Source organism: Bradyrhizobium sp. R2.2-H (assembly GCF_004346455.1).
Taxonomy (GTDB): domain Bacteria; phylum Pseudomonadota; class Alphaproteobacteria; order Rhizobiales; family Xanthobacteraceae; genus Bradyrhizobium; species Bradyrhizobium diversitatis.
On sequence record NZ_SMBR01000003.1, the window covers coordinates 262,024 to 276,989 of the forward strand.

The window sequence follows — 14,966 nt, forward strand, 5'->3', positions numbered from 1 at the left end:
GTGGAGAGCGCGCCGGTTTTGAGAATGGAGCACTGAGAATGAAGAAGATCATGGTGGCAGCATCGCTCGTGGTCTTGCTTTGTGGCCCGGCGGTTGCGCAGACCAACGGCTCGAAGGGATCGACCTCCAGCGGTGCAAGCCGTGGAACGGTGTGGCCGGCGCCAGTTGGTCACCGCCAGCCGCGTGCGACTGACGTGCCGAGCGAGAAGAATCTGAGCGATCCGAACACCGCCGCGAACAAGGAAGATGCGGAGCTCGATCGCAAGATCAGGAGCATCTGCCGCGGCTGCTGATTGCTTTGACCTCTCCCCGTCGGGGAAGGTCAGGAGCGAGCCAACCTAAAGTGCGATACGATTAGGATGAATCGTCATCGCGCCTTAGGTTGTTGTTTAAGCATGATCTTTTCGGAAAACCGCTGCACACTTTTCCGGATCATGCATTGGCCTCGTGATTTCTCAGGCCGATCGTTCGTGCCGCCCGGCGTGCCGGGTGTTGCGACGGATCTCGACGGCGTCGGCGAGCTGCTCGAGCGCGCTTGCCGTAGTCGGCCAGTCGATGCAGCCGTCGGTGATGCTCTGGCCGTAGGTGAGCGGCTTGCCCGGCACCACGTCCTGGCGACCGGCGACGATGTTGCTCTCGATCATCGTGCCCATGATGCGGCTCTCGCCGCCCGAGATCTGACTGGAGATGTCGGCCATCACCAGCGGCTGGTTCTCCGGCTTCTTGCTCGAATTGGCGTGGCTCGCATCGACCATCACGAGCGGCGCGACGCCGGATTTGGTCAATTCGTTGCAGGCGGCCGCAACGCTTGCTGCGTCGTAGTTGGGCCTGCTGCCGCCGCGCAGGATGATGTGGCAGTCCTCGTTGCCCGCGGTCGAGGCGATCGCCGAACGGCCGAGCTTCGTCACCGCCATGAAATGATGCGGATGCGAGGCCGACTTCACCGCGTCCGCCGCGATCCGCACGTTGCCGTCGGTGCCGTTCTTGAAACCGACGGGGCAGGACAGCCCCGAGGCCAGCTCGCGATGGATCTGGCTCTCGGTCGTGCGCGCGCCGATCGCGGCCCAGGAGACGAGGTCGGCGATGTATTGCGGCGTCGTCATGTCCAGGAATTCGGTGCCGGCGGGCAGACCGAGATTGTTCACGGCCGACAGCACGTTGCGCGCCAGCCGCAGGCCCTTGTTGATGTCGAAGCTGCCGTCGAGATTGGGGTCGTTGATCAGGCCCTTCCAGCCGACGGTGGTCCGCGGCTTCTCGAAATAGACCCGCATCACGATCTCGAGCTGGTCGGCAAGGTCCTCGCGCAGGCGCGCAAGGCGCTCGGCGTAGTCGAGCGCGGCCTCGGGATCATGCACCGAGCAGGGGCCGACCACGACCAGCAGGCGATCGTCCTGGCCGCTCAGGATGGCGTGGATGGCATTGCGGGCGGCCATCACCACGCGCGTCGCGGTGAGCGTGCGCGGGACCTCCCGCATCACCTCTTCCGGCGTATTCAGTTCTTTCAGTTCACGGATACGAAGATCGTCGGTCGTGCTCAGCACGGCGGGCTCCTGTCTGTTTTAGAACCTGCCGGCCAATAAAAAAGCCGCCAGGTCTGGCGGCTTGTTCGGACGTTTGCTGCAATCTGTCAGATTGAGCGCGATCCTCCCGCCGCCAGCGAGCTGTCGTAGCTAAAGTACCAAAAATAGCTGGTGGCGACGGTGATCATGGCAGGCCATATAGCCTGCCGCTGGCGGCTTGTCACCCCCCCAATCGGCGCGTAGGGCGGCGAGGCGCCTCAGGTCTTGCTGTTGCGTGCGGCCATTGCCATGCCGATCAAGGAGGCGCCGCCGAACAGCAGGTTGATACCGACGAGCACGCCGATCGCCCAGTCCGCCGAGCTTGGCAGTCCCGTGATCACCATGAACGAGATCGCGATGTCGACGAGGCCGGAAACCAGGAGCCACGACCAGCGGCCGCTGAGCTCGCGGCGGTGCTCCAGCGCGTACATGATGGTGGTGACGCCCTCCGCGAGGAAATAGGCGCCGAGCACGATGGTCAGGGTCAGTACGGCCTGCGTCGGCCGGGCCAGCAGCAGCATGCCGGTGAGCACGGCAAGAGCGGCCGAGATCAGCGACCACCAGAAGCCCGGCGTGCTGCGCGCCCAATAGGTCGCGATCAGTCCGCCGATGCCGCCGATCAGGAACATCCAGCCGAGGAAGATCGCCGTCGCAAGACTCGCGAGCGGCGGCAAGACCAATGCGGCGACGCCGAGAACCACGAGCAGGATGCCCTCGAACAGGAAGGCCTTCCAATGCGTCTTGACCGCCTGGTTCATTGCGGATTGCAGCCGTGAAAATTCCTCAGGCGATGTCATGAAGTCCTCGATCTCGTCAGCAGCCCATGCCGCTCAATCTAGTATGTGTCCACCGCGGTTGCCATCGCGCGGATCAGCCGCCGCCGGGCGCCGACGAAAAGCCATCCGCGCTGGTGCGGATGCGGTTGCGGCCGAGAATGTAGATCGCCGTCGTGACAATCAGAAGCGCAAGGCCGAGCAGGATCGAGACGAAACCAATCGGGATCAGCGCCAGCGTCAGGTTGCGCTCGGGGTTGATCAGCCAGTGATGGATCGAGGTCAGCACGAAGGCGAGCCCCAGAAAGCCGATGCCGCCGCCGGCCAGCAGCAGCGCCCACATCCGGCGGAGCTGGCTGAGCCGCTCGCGCGCGACATCTGTCCGCGGCGCATGGTGGCGCGCGACGCGCCGGACCAGGCGGATGGCGAAGGCAATCGAGCCGAAGCCGACCAGGAGGCTCGCAGCGCCCAGCCACATCCGGAGCGTCGGATCGAGATCGGGCATGCGCTGGAGCGCCAGCAGCGGGAAGTCGAAGGCCGAATGCAGCGCGAGCGGGGCGGCGAAGATCAGTAGCCGGCTGGAGAGGCGCGCCCAGTCGCGATGGCGGCGGTTCGCGCCCAGTGCCGTGCCTGCGCGCGCGATCGTCAGGTAGGCGCCCGCAATGATCCCGAGTGCGCCGTGGAAGGGCACGGTCAGCACGCTGCGCAGGGCGGCCAGCGAGCGCCACATCTCCGCGTGCTGGACCAGATAGGCGAGGTTCTCGTAGGCGGCGAAGCCGAGGCCGACCGCGGCGCCATAGACCACGGTGTCCATTGGATTGGAGAAGGTCCGCCGTTTGGTCGACGAAATCAGCACGATGGCGATCACCTTGACGGCCTCTTCAGGCAGCGCGACGCCGAAGATCGAATGCATGGCCAGCGCCGCCCAAGGGTCGTCGGGGGCCGCGACCATCTTGGCGAAGGGAGCGCGGGCGAGCCCCAGGAGCGAAATGCTGGCCGCGCCGAGCAGGAAGGCAGTCCAGACCTGGGCCGGCGGGCCAGGGCGCTCTTCGGCCGCGATGACAAGCCACAGCATCAGCAGCGCCGGGGCGATGGCCGCAGTTCCAATCACGGTGGGGAGCGCTTCGATCAGGTACATTGGCGCCGAAAATAGGTTCCCTTGATCCGCTTATCTACGTCGGCCGATGCGACCATGTGTCATGCGCCCGCTGTCCGCTCGCTGAACGCGGGCGACCGCTGCCGTTCATTCCCGTCGCCTGCGAAGCAGTAGAATACAAGCGCAATCAATTGCATGACAAAAAATGCTCGTCATCCATGGCAACGACCGTGCGTCGGATGTCGGGTCCGGGATTGGCAAGCCAGATCAAGGAAATACGTAGGTTTCTTCGATTCACTGCACACCTGTCCCGGCAGTGGATCAGCGGGCAGTATGACCTCTCAAGGCAGCGCGCGGCGGCTTACCACTTGCGCTGCAGTGACTCGGCGGCCTCGAAGCCGTTCTTCAATGCGTGGTGAATGGCGGCGCGGCGCCGGGAGCGACGTCGAAGGCGCCGAGGTGGAATTCTTCGCCGATCGATGCGTCCGGACCGGCCGGTTGCGCCAGCAGGGTGAACGCAGCCTGTGGGTATCGCTTCCAGATCTCGATATCGCCGGCGGTGATGGTGAGCCAGCCGAACGTGTACATGTAGCGGCCGGGCTCGGTGACCCGGCCGACCCTGTCCCAAGTGATCTTATCGACTGTGATTTTATCAGCTGTGATCTTGTCGACTGCCATTCGGTCCCCTGAGCGCAAGTCTGCAGATGACGTCCGGCCCGAGGCACAGACCTACATAGGCTGAGACCGCATTTTGGCCGCGATAGGGCAGCGATGCGGCGGATCAGGCCGGCTGCGATGAGCGCACGATCAAGCGGACGAGGTCGTCCCGGGATTGCTTCTCGGCGAATTTGACCGCAAAGCCATGCGCGAATTTGCGGATCACCCGCCCGACGCAGGCGCCGACCGCAAGCGGGGTTCCGACCGGCGGATCGAACTCGGAGGACACCGCGACGCCGGCGGTCGAGACGTCGATGATGAAGCAGGAATGAGCGCTCCCGTCCGCGAGGGTCAGGACGGCGTGCGAGACCTGCGGAACGAAGCGCGCGTCACGTCGCAGCTCGCGAACGCTGGCATCCTTCTGCTTCTTCTCGAGCCAGGTCAGCTTTTCCGACATCCAGGCGCGCCGTGCCCGCGTCATGTCGAGCTCCATCAGGAAGCCTGCCTTCAGCGTCGCGCTGATGGTGCACTGGAATTCGCCGAAATCCTGGAAGTAGGAGGTCACGCGCTCGCCGACCTTGCCGACGACAGGCACGTCCACGATCATGCGGAAGGGGGAGACGCGCTTGGTCCGACAGGCGAAGCTGCGCAGCTTGCCCTCGCAATCGTACCAGCGAGGGAGCGAGTAGCTGCCGCTCACGGCAACGTCCACTGCCCGTTGCCTGAGGAACTCTTCGACGGACATGAGCGCCGATCTGTTTGGGATTCCGTGGGTTCCACGGCTAGCGGCCAAACTCTAAGCAATTGACACCGGCGCTCATGAGTGGGGGTAAATTTCCGGTAAATGCGCAGACCAGAATTGACTGATGGCTCGCGGCGTAAGGTCGCAACGTCGTCGCTGCTCTGATCCCGATCGATCCGAGCGCCTTTTCGATGCGCGTGCCGTCGGCTAAGAGAAAGCTGCCATGCGTAGAAAGCCAACCGACCCCGCTGCCTCGCCAGCTCCAGACGCGGCGCTTCAATTTCGGATCGAGCGAATGGCCAGATGGGTTGGCAGGGTCACCGCTGTGCTGGTCCCACTGGTCACAATCGTCTCACTGGTCTTTTGGCGCCGACCGTGAACTCGACGGCTCATCTCCACCGAGTCTGGGTCTCGACATTGTGCCCGAGCATCGTGCTGATCTTGGCGAAGATCCTGAACCACCTCACCCGAAGTCGCGTGTACGGGATTGTTCCTGGCTGCGGTGAGAACAGCCGGCCGTCCGTTTCCTTCCAGCGTCGCAGCTGCCACTGCATGTATCGCTTGTGAGCGACCCGATAGTAGTGCCCGAAAGTGGGTTGCATCGTCGCTATGGGAATCGCGTGGGCACGCAGGCACTCGGACAAGGCGATCTGCTCGATGGTGAGCTGCCGTGCGCCATGGTCGAGCACGGCGTCGATCCATGCTATGGCATCCTGCACCACCGGAAGATGCCGCTCCGGATCAACGGCCGTGAGCCCGCTGTTGTATTCAACGGCGAGCTTTGGATCGTAGCGATAGGGACCTGCATTCGGCAGACTGGTTGCGAACCCCGCGAGCCGGGGCATGGGATCGCGGCCGTGACGGCGATCGACGGCTACAGCACCGGATCTCAGCGAGGCCAACAGACGTTCGAAAAATCCCTCGCGGAAGAAGGTGTCGGTATCGGCCATGACGCAATAGTTCGTGCTGGTCTCCATTTCCTTCAGGAGGACGCATGGCTTGATGCGATGATGGTAGAGACCGTCGCGAGAAAACTCCGAAATCCTGCTGGAGATGTCGACCAGCCGAACCGGCAAATCCGCGTGGCGATATGGTTTGTCAGTGTAAACGACAACATCCAAAGGGAAGGGGCGCCCCCAATATAGCAAGGTCGAAAGACTGTACCTCAGCTCCAATTGGAGCCGCTCCATGTCGCCATACTCGACGTAGATGAACGTGAGCCCCCGGGCCGTCATCGCTGCGGATCCATAGATTGAAACCGCACCGGTAGCCGAGTTTCTGCGCAGAAACAATGTGTCCGCGGCGCGAGCGTCCGCTACCGCTGCTTGATCTCCCGGTAAGGCGCAGGCCGAAGCCGGGCGGCTAACCACCCCGGCCAACCTGCCTGCATCGCTATGACTTTAGGTGCTTTTTGGCGCTCCCTAGCGGAATCGAACCGCTCTCTCCACCGTGAAAGGGTGGCGTCCTAACCGATAGACGAAGGGAGCAAACGCAGGGCCCCGCCGCTTGCCGCGGCACGGCCGCTGGCCGGCCGAACGGCGCCCGGCGGCTTGCAGCGGGCGAACGTATAGTGGCGTTTGCGCTCCCGGGCAAGCCGTTCGGGAACGGACTTTTGGCACCCGTGGATAATGCGGGCCGGAGGCATCGGAGGCGATTTCAACGGTTTGTTAGGGTTCCCTGCGTAGCGCTGGAGCGGGAGATTTTCCAAATGCCACCGCCGAAAAAGCGCGCCGCCCGCAAGCTGCTGTCGCAGCACGCCTGGATCACGCTCGACGGCGGCTTCGCCGCGCGGCATTGCCTGGTCCAGGACATCTCCGACACGGGCGCGAAAATCACGCTGGACGAGGACGCCAGCCAGCTTCCGGGCGTGATCCGGATGGCGTTCGCACGCGACGCGCGCACCGGGCGGAGCTGCCAGGTGGTCTGGCGTCGCGGCAAGTCGGCCGGCGTCAGGTTCATCTGATCGCGGACGCGAACGCCCCCGATGGCGCGCCGCACCGGTCCGGGCTACAAGGCGGCGATGCGTACGCCGCTCCTCATCCTGATCTCGTTGCTGGCCACGTCTGCGGCCGCGGCCGAGAGCCTCCGCCTCCCGCCTGCCGAACGGCAGCAAGCGGGCAACGCCCTGCCGTTGAAGAGCGCCGCCGGCAAGGCCAGGGCGGGCTCCTGCGCCTCCTACGGCCCGCGCTTCGTCATGGTCGAGGGCACCGGGACCTGCGTGAAGGTCGGTGGCTCGATCAGCATCGACACCAGCGTCAGGCGCTGAGACCCATGCCGGCGGACCTGCTGCGGCTCGACCTCATCGTTCCCATCATGATGTATTGCGCGCTGCTGTGGTGGGTCGGCCGCGGCCTGAGCTGGACGGCCCGGCTGGCGACCGCCGTGGTGACGCTGGTGCTCATCATCGCCGTCCTGCTGGTCGAGCGCGGCTGGCGCTGAAGCCCCGACAAAACTGCGAAAACAACCCCATGCACAGTAGCCGTCAAGTGCTGCCGTGACGCCGGAGCAGCGCGCCAGCACGACGATTCCTCGCGCGATCGCCGCAGCTTGCACCCTGCCGCCGCTCACGACATCGGCGGTGCGACGAATTGTGCAAATCCGGGCCGTTTGCCTAGCTCGGCGAGCCAGCGGGTGAGGTGCGGCTGCGCCGGCCGACTGATGCCTTCGACCCCGAGCCAGCGCCGCGCATAGGACCCGATCGCGATGTCGGCCAGCGTGAACGCATCGCCCTCGATGAAGCGGCGCGACGACAGCAGGCGGTCGGCGATGGCCCAGACCTCGGCGGCGGCATCGGCATCGCGCTGCACCTGGATCATGTCGCGCTCGGTGGGCGCCGTGCGCACGATGCCCCAGAACACCGGACGGTCGACCGGCTGCACCATCGACAGCGTCCAGTCGAGCCAGCGGTCGACCGAGGCGCGCTGCTTCGGCGCTTCCGGGTAGATCGTCGTGCCGCTTCCATGCGCGAGGCAGAGATAGCGCATGATCGAGTTGGACTCCCACAGCACGAAGTCGCCCTCGACCAGCGTCGGGATCCGCGCATTGGGGTTCATCGTCAGGTACTCGGCCTCGCGCGTCTTGCCGTATTGCATGCCGGCATCGATGCGCTCATAGGCGAGGCCAAGCTCGGTCAGGCACCACAGCACCTTCTGCACGTTGACCGAATTGGCACGGCCCCAGATCGTCAGCTTGGTATCAGGCATGAAGCGTCTCCCCGCATTGTCGCTTGCTGCGGGTGATAGCGGAATTCGCCGCGTCGAGCGATGCGCGATTGCGGCGCGCCCTCATGCAAAAAGCTCCGCACGCGGCGGAGCTTTCATTGCAAAGTTCAACCTGACGTCAGCGGCCGAAGAACAGCCACAACAGAATGATCACCGGGATCGGCACGCCAATCATCCACAGCAACAGCCCTCTCGCCATCGCATCCTCCTCCAATTGCATCACTGGAGGGTGAACGCGGGCCGTGCGCGCTTGTTCCCGCGCGAAGACTACCAATGACCGGTGTTCGGCATCGACAGCCAGGGCTCCTGCGGCGGCTTCGGATCGCCCTTCTGCAACAGCTCGATCGAGTGCAGGTCCGGCGAGCGCACGAAGGCCATGTTGCCGTCGCGCGGCGGCCGATTGATGGTGACGCCGGCCTTCATCAGCTTCTCGCAAGTGGCGTAGATGTCGTCGACCTCATAGGCGAGATGGCCGAAGAAGCGGTCCTCGCCGTATTTCTCCTCGTCCCAATTGTAGGTGAGCTCGACCAGCGGCGCCCCGCGCGTCGGCGGCTGCTTCTTCAGCGCCTCGAGGTCGTCCGCCGAGCACAGGAACACCAGCGTGAACCGCCCCTTGTCGTTCTCGATCCGCCGCACCTCCTTCAAGCCGAAAGCATCGACATAGAATTTCAGCGCGACATCGAGATTGCGCACGCGCAGCATGGTGTGGAGGTATCGCATGGTTGTTGCTCCCTGGGTGGTGGAGGGTTTTTGGGGCGGCGGTGCCGGCGGGTGTGAGATAGCAGGAAAAGGGGAGGAGGGGCAGGGGGCCGAGGCAAATGTGCGTGAGGGGTGCCGGTCCGGCTCGGACCGGATCACGTTCGAAGCAGTGCCGTCATCTCTTTCCAATGATAGATTCGCGCCTTCTCCGTTTGATGCCGCGCGGCTTTGGCCATGGCATGCGCGATGTCGTTCCCGGCGAGCCCGCGATACCGGTCGGCCGGGCCAACGAGCAGCGGATTGAGCACGCTCCAGATCGCGATGATGAGGCGTTCACGCGGGCGGTCCTCGTCGCGCTCGCCGAGGATCATCGAGGGGCGGAAGATATGTGTGTGCTCGAAATCGAGCGAGAGAATGTCCCGCTCTACCTCGCCCTTGGTCCTGAGATAGAACACGCTGGAAGCGGCGTTGGCGCCAACGGCCGTGACCAGAAACACCGACCGCGCGCCGTTCGCCCTGGCGATCTCGGCCGCGAGCAGCGGATAATCATGATCGATCTTGTAGTACTCGGCCTCGTCAGGCGTGTGCTTGCGCGTCGTCCCGAGCGCGATGAAGATCTCGTCCGCAACCAGTTGCGGCTTGAGCGCGGGCAGGGAAGCGAGATCGCCGATCAGCACCGTGAGCTTCGGATGGCTCATCGCCAGCGGCTTGCGGGCCACCGCGACGATCCGCGAATAGTCGGGACTGTCCAACAGGTCGCGCAGCAAATGCGAGCCGATGAAGCCGGTTGCGCCGAAGACGAGAGCGGATTTCATTCAAGCCACTGTTTGCGTTGATTACCTGTCAGGGAGGCGTCCGAGGGTCACTCACGTCAGTGACTGTGTTCAGGGTAAAGAACGCTTTGCTAGCGCAGGTCTCGCGTCACGCCACCCTTGCAGGCTGGAGGATCGCGGTCCTTTCTCACCTAAGGCTGTGCAAAGGTCGAATAACCGCCGCTACTGCTCGCGACGGGGTTGCGCAGATTTCGTTCTACGTGTGTTCTCTAGGGCTGCGGCGCGAATGATTCGCGTCGCGAACCGCGCCGGGACCTTTTCTTGGGGAATCGGGAAACCGGGCGCTCTCGCAATGGAGAACCCACCGATGTCACTTTACGGCGCTTTGTTCAATACCCCTTTTGCAGAAAATCGCTGCCTGCAAGACTGGCAGTGGAAGTTCGAGTTTCAGCGATACCCGATCGATGCCAGGCCTCAAGGGCGCAACTGCGTGTATGGATTCGTCTCGCCTTACGGCTTCGTGCACTACATAGGCAGAGCTGAGGATCTCGCCACTAGGATCGGCTCTCACGACCGTATCGATGAAGCCAAGCGCGATGGCGCGACCGAGCTATGGGTTCACCGCACTGACGTCCACAGCAAGGTGCACTTCCACGATGTGGAGCAGCGGCTGATCCGCACGCTGTGCCCTCCGTTGAACTCGCAGCACAACTCGCTAGCAGGTCTCGGTGGCCTTCTGGGCCTCAGGGACGTGGTGGCGGGAGGCACCAAGTCAGACATGCCTCTCGGACTGCTCGGTGCTCTTAAGCTCTGACCGTGAAGTAAAGTCGCCGGGCGGGATCGAGACTCGCCCGGAGAGGTTCGTCGTCGACGGCTTAGGAGACTAGAGCGATGTCCACTGAACATATCAATGTAAACTTCAAGTGCCCGCAGTGCGGCTGCACGGAGATCACCCTGCCCGATAATCACACCGATGAGTCGCACGCCAGCTGCAAAGAGTGTGGCGTGGACTTCGGTCCTTATGGTGACATCAAGAAGCGCGCCGTTGATCTGCTCAAGAGTGATGTAAACAGAAAGATCAAAGAGGCGTTCAAGGGGGTGAAGGGGTTCAAAATAACGTAATCCTCTGTTGGACGGCGAGTCCCAGATATTCGGAAAATGACAGTCCCCATCTGCCTGCCGACGACGTCGCCATCAGTACACCGCCTAGCAAATAAGCCGATATGGGATTGATCAACCCTGGCCCAGCTCTCGCACAATCCGATATTTTCCAATTTCTGGAACATTGACTCCGGGAATATATTCTATAAGTTGGAAGATACCTGGAATGAAAGGAGCCGCGAAGTAAGCGGGGGCCAGAAGGGAACGTGGGAAAATGGATACTACACTTAAGCAGACCGAGCAGGTGGTAATGCTCGCGATCTTACGCAAAGCCGGGGACGCCTACGGTGTCTCCATTCATGAGGAACTAGCCAAACGGCTAGAGAAGGAAGTCCCGATGGCGACAATCTACGCCACGCTGGAGAAGTTGCAGGACAAGGGGTTCGTCCGGTCTCGGCAAGGCGAGGCCACCGCAGAACGCGGTGGTCGGGCCAAAATGTACTTCGAGATCACCGGTAAGGGCCAGAAGGCCCTCAATGCTTCGCTCAACGGCTTCTTCCGTCTGACCGAAGGGTTGGAATGGAAAGGAGCCATGGGGTGAAGACGGACTCGAAAATCAAGGTCGATAAGCTCGGACCGGATCATTACCGGTTCGAGTGCAACGACGGCAAGGTAATCGAGGTTGAGCTCGATCCTAGTCTGTCAACAGAACAGAAGAAAGTTGAACTGAGCATTGCCCTCACGCGCTTTATGCACCGCGTGGAGTCAGAAAAACGCGAGCATCTTCTTCATAGCGTCGCGGCTATGGATGCTTGAGATTACGGTGACAGTGCACTAAATTGGTGCGCGCGAAGCGCAGCCCGAACCCGGATGGCGAGATCGAAGTTTAATGCACTGTCACCGTAATCCCGATCCGCGATCGTTTTCCGGGTTCGCCGATCTGCTGGCAACCGAACCGGAAGACGATCTGTTCGACGCTCTGCGTGCAGCCGAGAGCATCGGCCGGCCGCTCGGGACAGTCGCTTTCTCGCTCGTCTGGAGCGTCAGACCAGGCGCGTCCTCAAAGCCCGCCAAACGTGGGCCCAAGCCATCGGTGGAGCAGGGCGGCTTTTAGTGCACTGTCACCGTAGTTCAAGAATCTACACAAGGCCTGCATCTGAGAAGGACCGCGGCGGTCTAAGCTGCGCGCTCTCCTTGTCGTTATGCCATTGATGACGTGCACTTGCAGCAAACCGCGTGGCGAACCTAGTTGACCATTACCGAATGCACCGAAGGCCCAGCGACCGCCGGCCGCAGCCGGCGGCGCCACTCATCAAGACTTCATCGGTACGCAGGGACCGCGCTGGCGGCCCGGGCCTTTGCCCTGCACGTTGTTGCCACCTGTGATGATCCGAGCCTTACCCGGCCCGCACTTCACATAAACGGTCTGTCCGGGCTTGAGCATACCGCGGGCGGGCTCCTGGTCGAGGACCATCTGTGCGGCGGCAGGTGCAGCCGAAATCAGCAATGCAAGCAAACCCAACTTCAGTATCTTCATGACAACCCCCTTAATCGACGGGGTTAGCTTACCGGCGTTCGTGCGTGACACAAGCTCTGATTGCGTGAGCAAAAGTTCTCGCATAGACGTCAAGTCAGAACGAAATCATTTCGGTCAGCTCGCAGTTTTGGGAGGAGATATTTTATGCGTGCTTTCACCCTCGCCGTCGCGATTTCCATGGTGGGCTTACCTGCTCTGGCCCAGGAGAGGACGTCCAAGGCACCGAAGGCAAAGACCTGTAGTTACGAGCAGTGCGTTTCGATCAACAAGGCGAGGGGATGGGACAGCGCTGCCGTCAGCAGGTGGTGCAGCGCAAATCCCGGCAAGTGCGACAACTAGGAGGCACTTCAACGCCTCGGAACGTCGGACCAGGCGTGTCCTCAAGCCCGCCAAGCGCGGCCAGAGCCGTCGGTTGAGGAGGGGGAATTAGGTGATCAGTCCCAAGGCGGGTGGCCATGGGGATAGCGCCAAAGGCGGGGCGTCAAATAACCGTCTTCCGTGGTTCTATCGAAGCTTGTAAGCCTTGTTGGGGACACTATGGCGCAGCAGAGATTTACAAGCAGCTTTCGAGAAGCTCTGTGGGAGACTTATGACAAAAAGTGCTTTCACGGAGGCACCGAACTTCTATTGCTAGACATGCGGGTCGATCACATCGTGCCCGAGCACCTCCACCGTGGAGGTGAAGAGGAACGGGTTAGCGCTCTCACCACTCTCGGCCTGCCTCTTGATTTTGACATCCTAGGCCATGGAAACTTGGTTCCCTCTTGTGAGAGATGCAACAGTCAAAAAGGTGGGTTGCTTCTCATTGGCGGAGCAGTCGCAATCGCACTCACGCGCGTTCAACGTAACCTTCCTAAGCTTGAAGAAAATCTAAAAAAGCTGAGAAAGGCGAGACAGCTTGAGGACATCCTTCTCGCTGTGGCGAGATCGCTTGAAAAAGGCGTCTTCACGCAGGCAGAGTTTTTTGAACAGCTCAGGGAAATGGGTATCGGGGGCAGCAACGAGACCGAGCGTTCTGACGAAGCCGCTTTGATACCAGAAGATGTTTGGGGAGAAATAGATCACAAGCTAGAATACAGGAAACTAACACACCAAAAGAGCTTGTCGATCGACAGTCTCAACGAGCAACGGCTTACTATTGGAAGGGACTTGTTTTGCTTGAGCATTTATTTGGGTGAAATCACAGCAAGAAAAGAAGCATCAGGTTCAGGTCTCTATGTTGTCGAAAGCAACAAACGGGAGATTGTTTTCACTGTCGCCAATGACACCGTTACCGTCGTCAGCGGACCCTAAGTCATCTTTCCAAGGCTTCGAGGAGCAAGGTCAAACAAGGTCGGCTCGCAGGATTCCTCCGGCGTCGTGATGCCACTACCGAAATGAAATGGCAAAATGGATTTTGGCCACGATGTGGGTGAAGATGCCGTCGAAGGTCCGACAGCGCGTAGGATGGGTAGAGCACTTGCGAAACCCATCAGTTTCGTCACGCAACAAGTCCCTAGATTACGGTGACAGTGCACTAAATTGGTGTGCGCGAAGCGCAGCCCAAACCCGGATGGCGAGATCCGATAGTTTAATGCACTGTCACCGTAATCCGCTGTCACCGTAATCCGGCCGCCAGAGGTGGTGCCGACTAAACGCCATGGCATGTCGGAGCGGCTAGGAAATTCTTGCACCCTCGGCGTTTCTGCTTCGATCAAGTAATCCGGAACTCGACCTCTATGTTGCCTCGTGTCGCTCGTGAGTATGGGCAAACCTCTTCGTGGGTCACCCTGATCATATCCTGGATCTCCGCCCGGTCGCGGTTCGGCACCGAAATTTCAAGCACGACTGCGAGTTCGAAAAAACCTTCTTGGTTTCTGCCGATCGTTACGTGAGCCGTGACGCTGGATTCGCGAATTGGTGCTTTGCGTTTCCCGCGCCACCCGCATGAGTGCATTCTCGAAGCAAGCTGCGTAACCGGCCGCGAACAACTGCTCGGGGTTCGTAGCCACGCCCCCCGGGCCACCCAATTCCTTGGGGTAAGCGAGTTGCAGATCCAGAACGCCGTCGGATGATTTGATGCTTCCTGCCCGGCCACCCACGGCGGTAGCGGTTGCGGTGTAGAGAGCTTCCATGAGTACTCCTCGTCGTCTATGGACCATGCTGCTCGGGTCGGCTGTCAGGGCGCTCAGAAATCGCGGGCCAGCTCGACTGCCTGTCTTTTGCCTTCAGTTCTTGTCTCCAGGTCCATTTCGGATCCGAGGAGGGTCTTTTCGACGGCGATCTCACGAATGTCCGAGATGCCTATGAAGCGGAGCCACAGGTCCATGTAGGGGCTTTGCAAGTCGTAAGATTTCCGTGGAGTGATCGAAGAGTCGGAGAAATAGTCGAGACCTCGGGCGTAAACCACAACCGCCCGCTTGGCCTTCACGAGGCCGCCGAAACCACGTTCATCAAAACTGAAAAGAATGTCCTTCTGCGTGATAAGGTCGATCAAATGCTTGAATCGATATGGAATGGAGAAATTCCACAGCGGCACGGCAAACACCATCTTGTCGGCGTTTAGAAAGGGCGCCGCTAGGCGTCGGATGGTGTCCCACGCGGAGGCCTGTTCGTTCGTCAGAGGGGTACCCGATAAGCCCGCGTACTTGGCGTCCAGAGCGGCCTCGCCGAAGGTCGGAAGGTCGAGTGACCAAACGTCTAGCTTCTCGATCTCATCAGAAGGGTTTTTCGAGCGGTAGGTCTCGATGAACGCCTCGCAAACCTCGATCGAGGCAGAGCGTTGCTTTCGCGGCGATGCTTCGACGTACAGAACCTTGGACATATTTC

At 61.3% G+C, this 14,966-nt stretch carries 20 protein-coding genes, 1 tRNA gene and 1 pseudogene; 9 read left to right on the forward strand and 13 right to left on the reverse strand.

What is annotated here, in order from left to right:
• Positions 1-38 precede the first annotated feature (38 nt).
• Positions 39-293 (forward strand): hypothetical protein, encoded by a 255-nt coding sequence (locus tag EDE08_RS08740; RefSeq protein ID WP_131868532.1) that lies wholly within the window; start codon positions 39-41, stop codon positions 291-293.
• Between the two features lie 162 nt (positions 294-455).
• Here the strand turns inward: EDE08_RS08740 and EDE08_RS08745 are convergent, their stop codons facing one another.
• The 7 genes from EDE08_RS08745 to EDE08_RS08775 all read right to left on the reverse strand — a co-directional run bounded on the left by EDE08_RS08745 (position 456) and on the right by EDE08_RS08775 (position 6,314).
• Positions 456-1,541 (reverse strand): 3-deoxy-7-phosphoheptulonate synthase, encoded by a 1,086-nt coding sequence (locus EDE08_RS08745; RefSeq protein ID WP_131868533.1) that lies wholly within the window; start codon positions 1,539-1,541, stop codon positions 456-458.
• Between the two features lie 236 nt (positions 1,542-1,777).
• Positions 1,778-2,356 carry an HdeD family acid-resistance protein gene (locus EDE08_RS08750; protein WP_131868534.1) on the reverse strand — a complete coding sequence of 193 codons (579 nt, stop codon included), beginning with the start codon at positions 2,354-2,356 and terminating at the stop codon, positions 1,778-1,780.
• Positions 2,357-2,429: 73 nt separating this feature from the next.
• The gene (locus EDE08_RS08755) at positions 2,430-3,470 is read right to left on the reverse strand and encodes a PrsW family glutamic-type intramembrane protease (protein WP_131868535.1); all 1,041 of its coding nucleotides are present in this window, start codon (positions 3,468-3,470) and stop codon (positions 2,430-2,432) included.
• Between the two features lie 363 nt (positions 3,471-3,833).
• On the reverse strand, positions 3,834-4,106 hold the full coding sequence (locus EDE08_RS08760) for a hypothetical protein (protein ID WP_245524737.1): 273 nt from the start codon (positions 4,104-4,106) through the stop codon (positions 3,834-3,836).
• 103 nt (positions 4,107-4,209) lie between these two features.
• Positions 4,210-4,830 (reverse strand): PilZ domain-containing protein, encoded by a 621-nt coding sequence (locus EDE08_RS08765; RefSeq protein WP_131868536.1) that lies wholly within the window; start codon positions 4,828-4,830, stop codon positions 4,210-4,212.
• A 386-nt stretch (positions 4,831-5,216) separates the two neighbouring features.
• Positions 5,217-6,062 carry a hypothetical protein gene (locus tag EDE08_RS08770; RefSeq protein WP_131868537.1) on the reverse strand — a complete coding sequence of 282 codons (846 nt, stop codon included), beginning with the start codon at positions 6,060-6,062 and terminating at the stop codon, positions 5,217-5,219.
• A 177-nt stretch (positions 6,063-6,239) separates the two neighbouring features.
• Positions 6,240-6,314 (reverse strand) — tRNA-Glu (locus EDE08_RS08775).
• Positions 6,315-6,535: 221 nt separating this feature from the next.
• On the opposite strand from EDE08_RS08775, the gene EDE08_RS08780 reads away from it, so the two are divergent.
• The 3 genes from EDE08_RS08780 to EDE08_RS08790 are packed head-to-tail and all read left to right on the forward strand — an operon-like array spanning position 6,536 to position 7,266.
• Positions 6,536-6,790 (forward strand): PilZ domain-containing protein, encoded by a 255-nt coding sequence (locus EDE08_RS08780; RefSeq protein WP_061880412.1) that lies wholly within the window; start codon positions 6,536-6,538, stop codon positions 6,788-6,790.
• Between the two features lie 57 nt (positions 6,791-6,847).
• On the forward strand, positions 6,848-7,093 hold the full coding sequence (locus EDE08_RS08785) for a hypothetical protein (protein WP_131868875.1): 246 nt from the start codon (positions 6,848-6,850) through the stop codon (positions 7,091-7,093).
• A gap of 5 nt (positions 7,094-7,098) precedes the next feature.
• Positions 7,099-7,266, forward strand: coding sequence for a hypothetical protein (locus EDE08_RS08790; protein WP_035678397.1), 168 nt, complete (start codon positions 7,099-7,101; stop codon positions 7,264-7,266).
• A 125-nt stretch (positions 7,267-7,391) separates the two neighbouring features.
• Here the strand turns inward: EDE08_RS08790 and EDE08_RS08795 are convergent, their stop codons facing one another.
• The 3 genes from EDE08_RS08795 to EDE08_RS08805 all read right to left on the reverse strand — a co-directional run bounded on the left by EDE08_RS08795 (position 7,392) and on the right by EDE08_RS08805 (position 9,562).
• Positions 7,392-8,030 carry a glutathione S-transferase family protein gene (locus EDE08_RS08795; protein WP_131868538.1) on the reverse strand — a complete coding sequence of 213 codons (639 nt, stop codon included), beginning with the start codon at positions 8,028-8,030 and terminating at the stop codon, positions 7,392-7,394.
• 285 nt (positions 8,031-8,315) lie between these two features.
• Positions 8,316-8,768 carry a VOC family protein gene (locus EDE08_RS08800; RefSeq protein ID WP_131868539.1) on the reverse strand — a complete coding sequence of 151 codons (453 nt, stop codon included), beginning with the start codon at positions 8,766-8,768 and terminating at the stop codon, positions 8,316-8,318.
• 134 nt (positions 8,769-8,902) lie between these two features.
• Complete coding sequence (locus EDE08_RS08805) at positions 8,903-9,562, reverse strand: oxidoreductase (protein WP_131868540.1); 660 nt, start codon at positions 9,560-9,562, stop codon at positions 8,903-8,905.
• A gap of 325 nt (positions 9,563-9,887) precedes the next feature.
• Here EDE08_RS08805 and EDE08_RS08810 point away from each other — a divergent pair, with 325 nt between their 5' ends.
• The 4 genes from EDE08_RS08810 (at position 9,888) to EDE08_RS08825 (ending at position 11,437) form a co-directional block, all read left to right on the forward strand.
• On the forward strand, positions 9,888-10,334 hold the full coding sequence (locus EDE08_RS08810) for a GIY-YIG nuclease family protein (protein WP_131868541.1): 447 nt from the start codon (positions 9,888-9,890) through the stop codon (positions 10,332-10,334).
• 77 nt (positions 10,335-10,411) lie between these two features.
• Positions 10,412-10,642 carry a hypothetical protein gene (locus EDE08_RS08815; protein WP_131868542.1) on the forward strand — a complete coding sequence of 77 codons (231 nt, stop codon included), beginning with the start codon at positions 10,412-10,414 and terminating at the stop codon, positions 10,640-10,642.
• A gap of 253 nt (positions 10,643-10,895) precedes the next feature.
• On the forward strand, positions 10,896-11,222 hold the full coding sequence (locus EDE08_RS08820) for a PadR family transcriptional regulator (RefSeq protein ID WP_131868543.1): 327 nt from the start codon (positions 10,896-10,898) through the stop codon (positions 11,220-11,222).
• The gene (locus EDE08_RS08825) at positions 11,219-11,437 is read left to right on the forward strand and encodes a hypothetical protein (RefSeq protein WP_131868544.1); all 219 of its coding nucleotides are present in this window, start codon (positions 11,219-11,221) and stop codon (positions 11,435-11,437) included. The genes EDE08_RS08820 and EDE08_RS08825 overlap by 4 nt, the downstream gene beginning before the upstream one ends.
• Before the next feature lie 496 nt (positions 11,438-11,933).
• On the opposite strand, the gene EDE08_RS08830 is transcribed toward EDE08_RS08825, so the two are convergent.
• Positions 11,934-12,158, reverse strand: coding sequence for a hypothetical protein (locus tag EDE08_RS08830; RefSeq protein ID WP_131868545.1), 225 nt, complete (start codon positions 12,156-12,158; stop codon positions 11,934-11,936).
• A 537-nt stretch (positions 12,159-12,695) separates the two neighbouring features.
• On the opposite strand from EDE08_RS08830, the gene EDE08_RS08835 reads away from it, so the two are divergent.
• Entirely contained in the window at positions 12,696-13,451 is a 756-nt protein-coding gene (locus tag EDE08_RS08835; protein ID WP_131868546.1) for an HNH endonuclease, read from the forward strand.
• Between the two features lie 400 nt (positions 13,452-13,851).
• Here EDE08_RS08835 and EDE08_RS08840 read toward each other — a convergent pair.
• Positions 13,852-14,272 (reverse strand): annotated as a pseudogene (locus EDE08_RS08840) (organic hydroperoxide resistance protein).
• 53 nt (positions 14,273-14,325) lie between these two features.
• Positions 14,326-14,961 carry an FMN-dependent NADH-azoreductase gene (locus EDE08_RS08845; protein WP_131868547.1) on the reverse strand — a complete coding sequence of 212 codons (636 nt, stop codon included), beginning with the start codon at positions 14,959-14,961 and terminating at the stop codon, positions 14,326-14,328.
• Positions 14,962-14,966 lie beyond the last annotated feature (5 nt).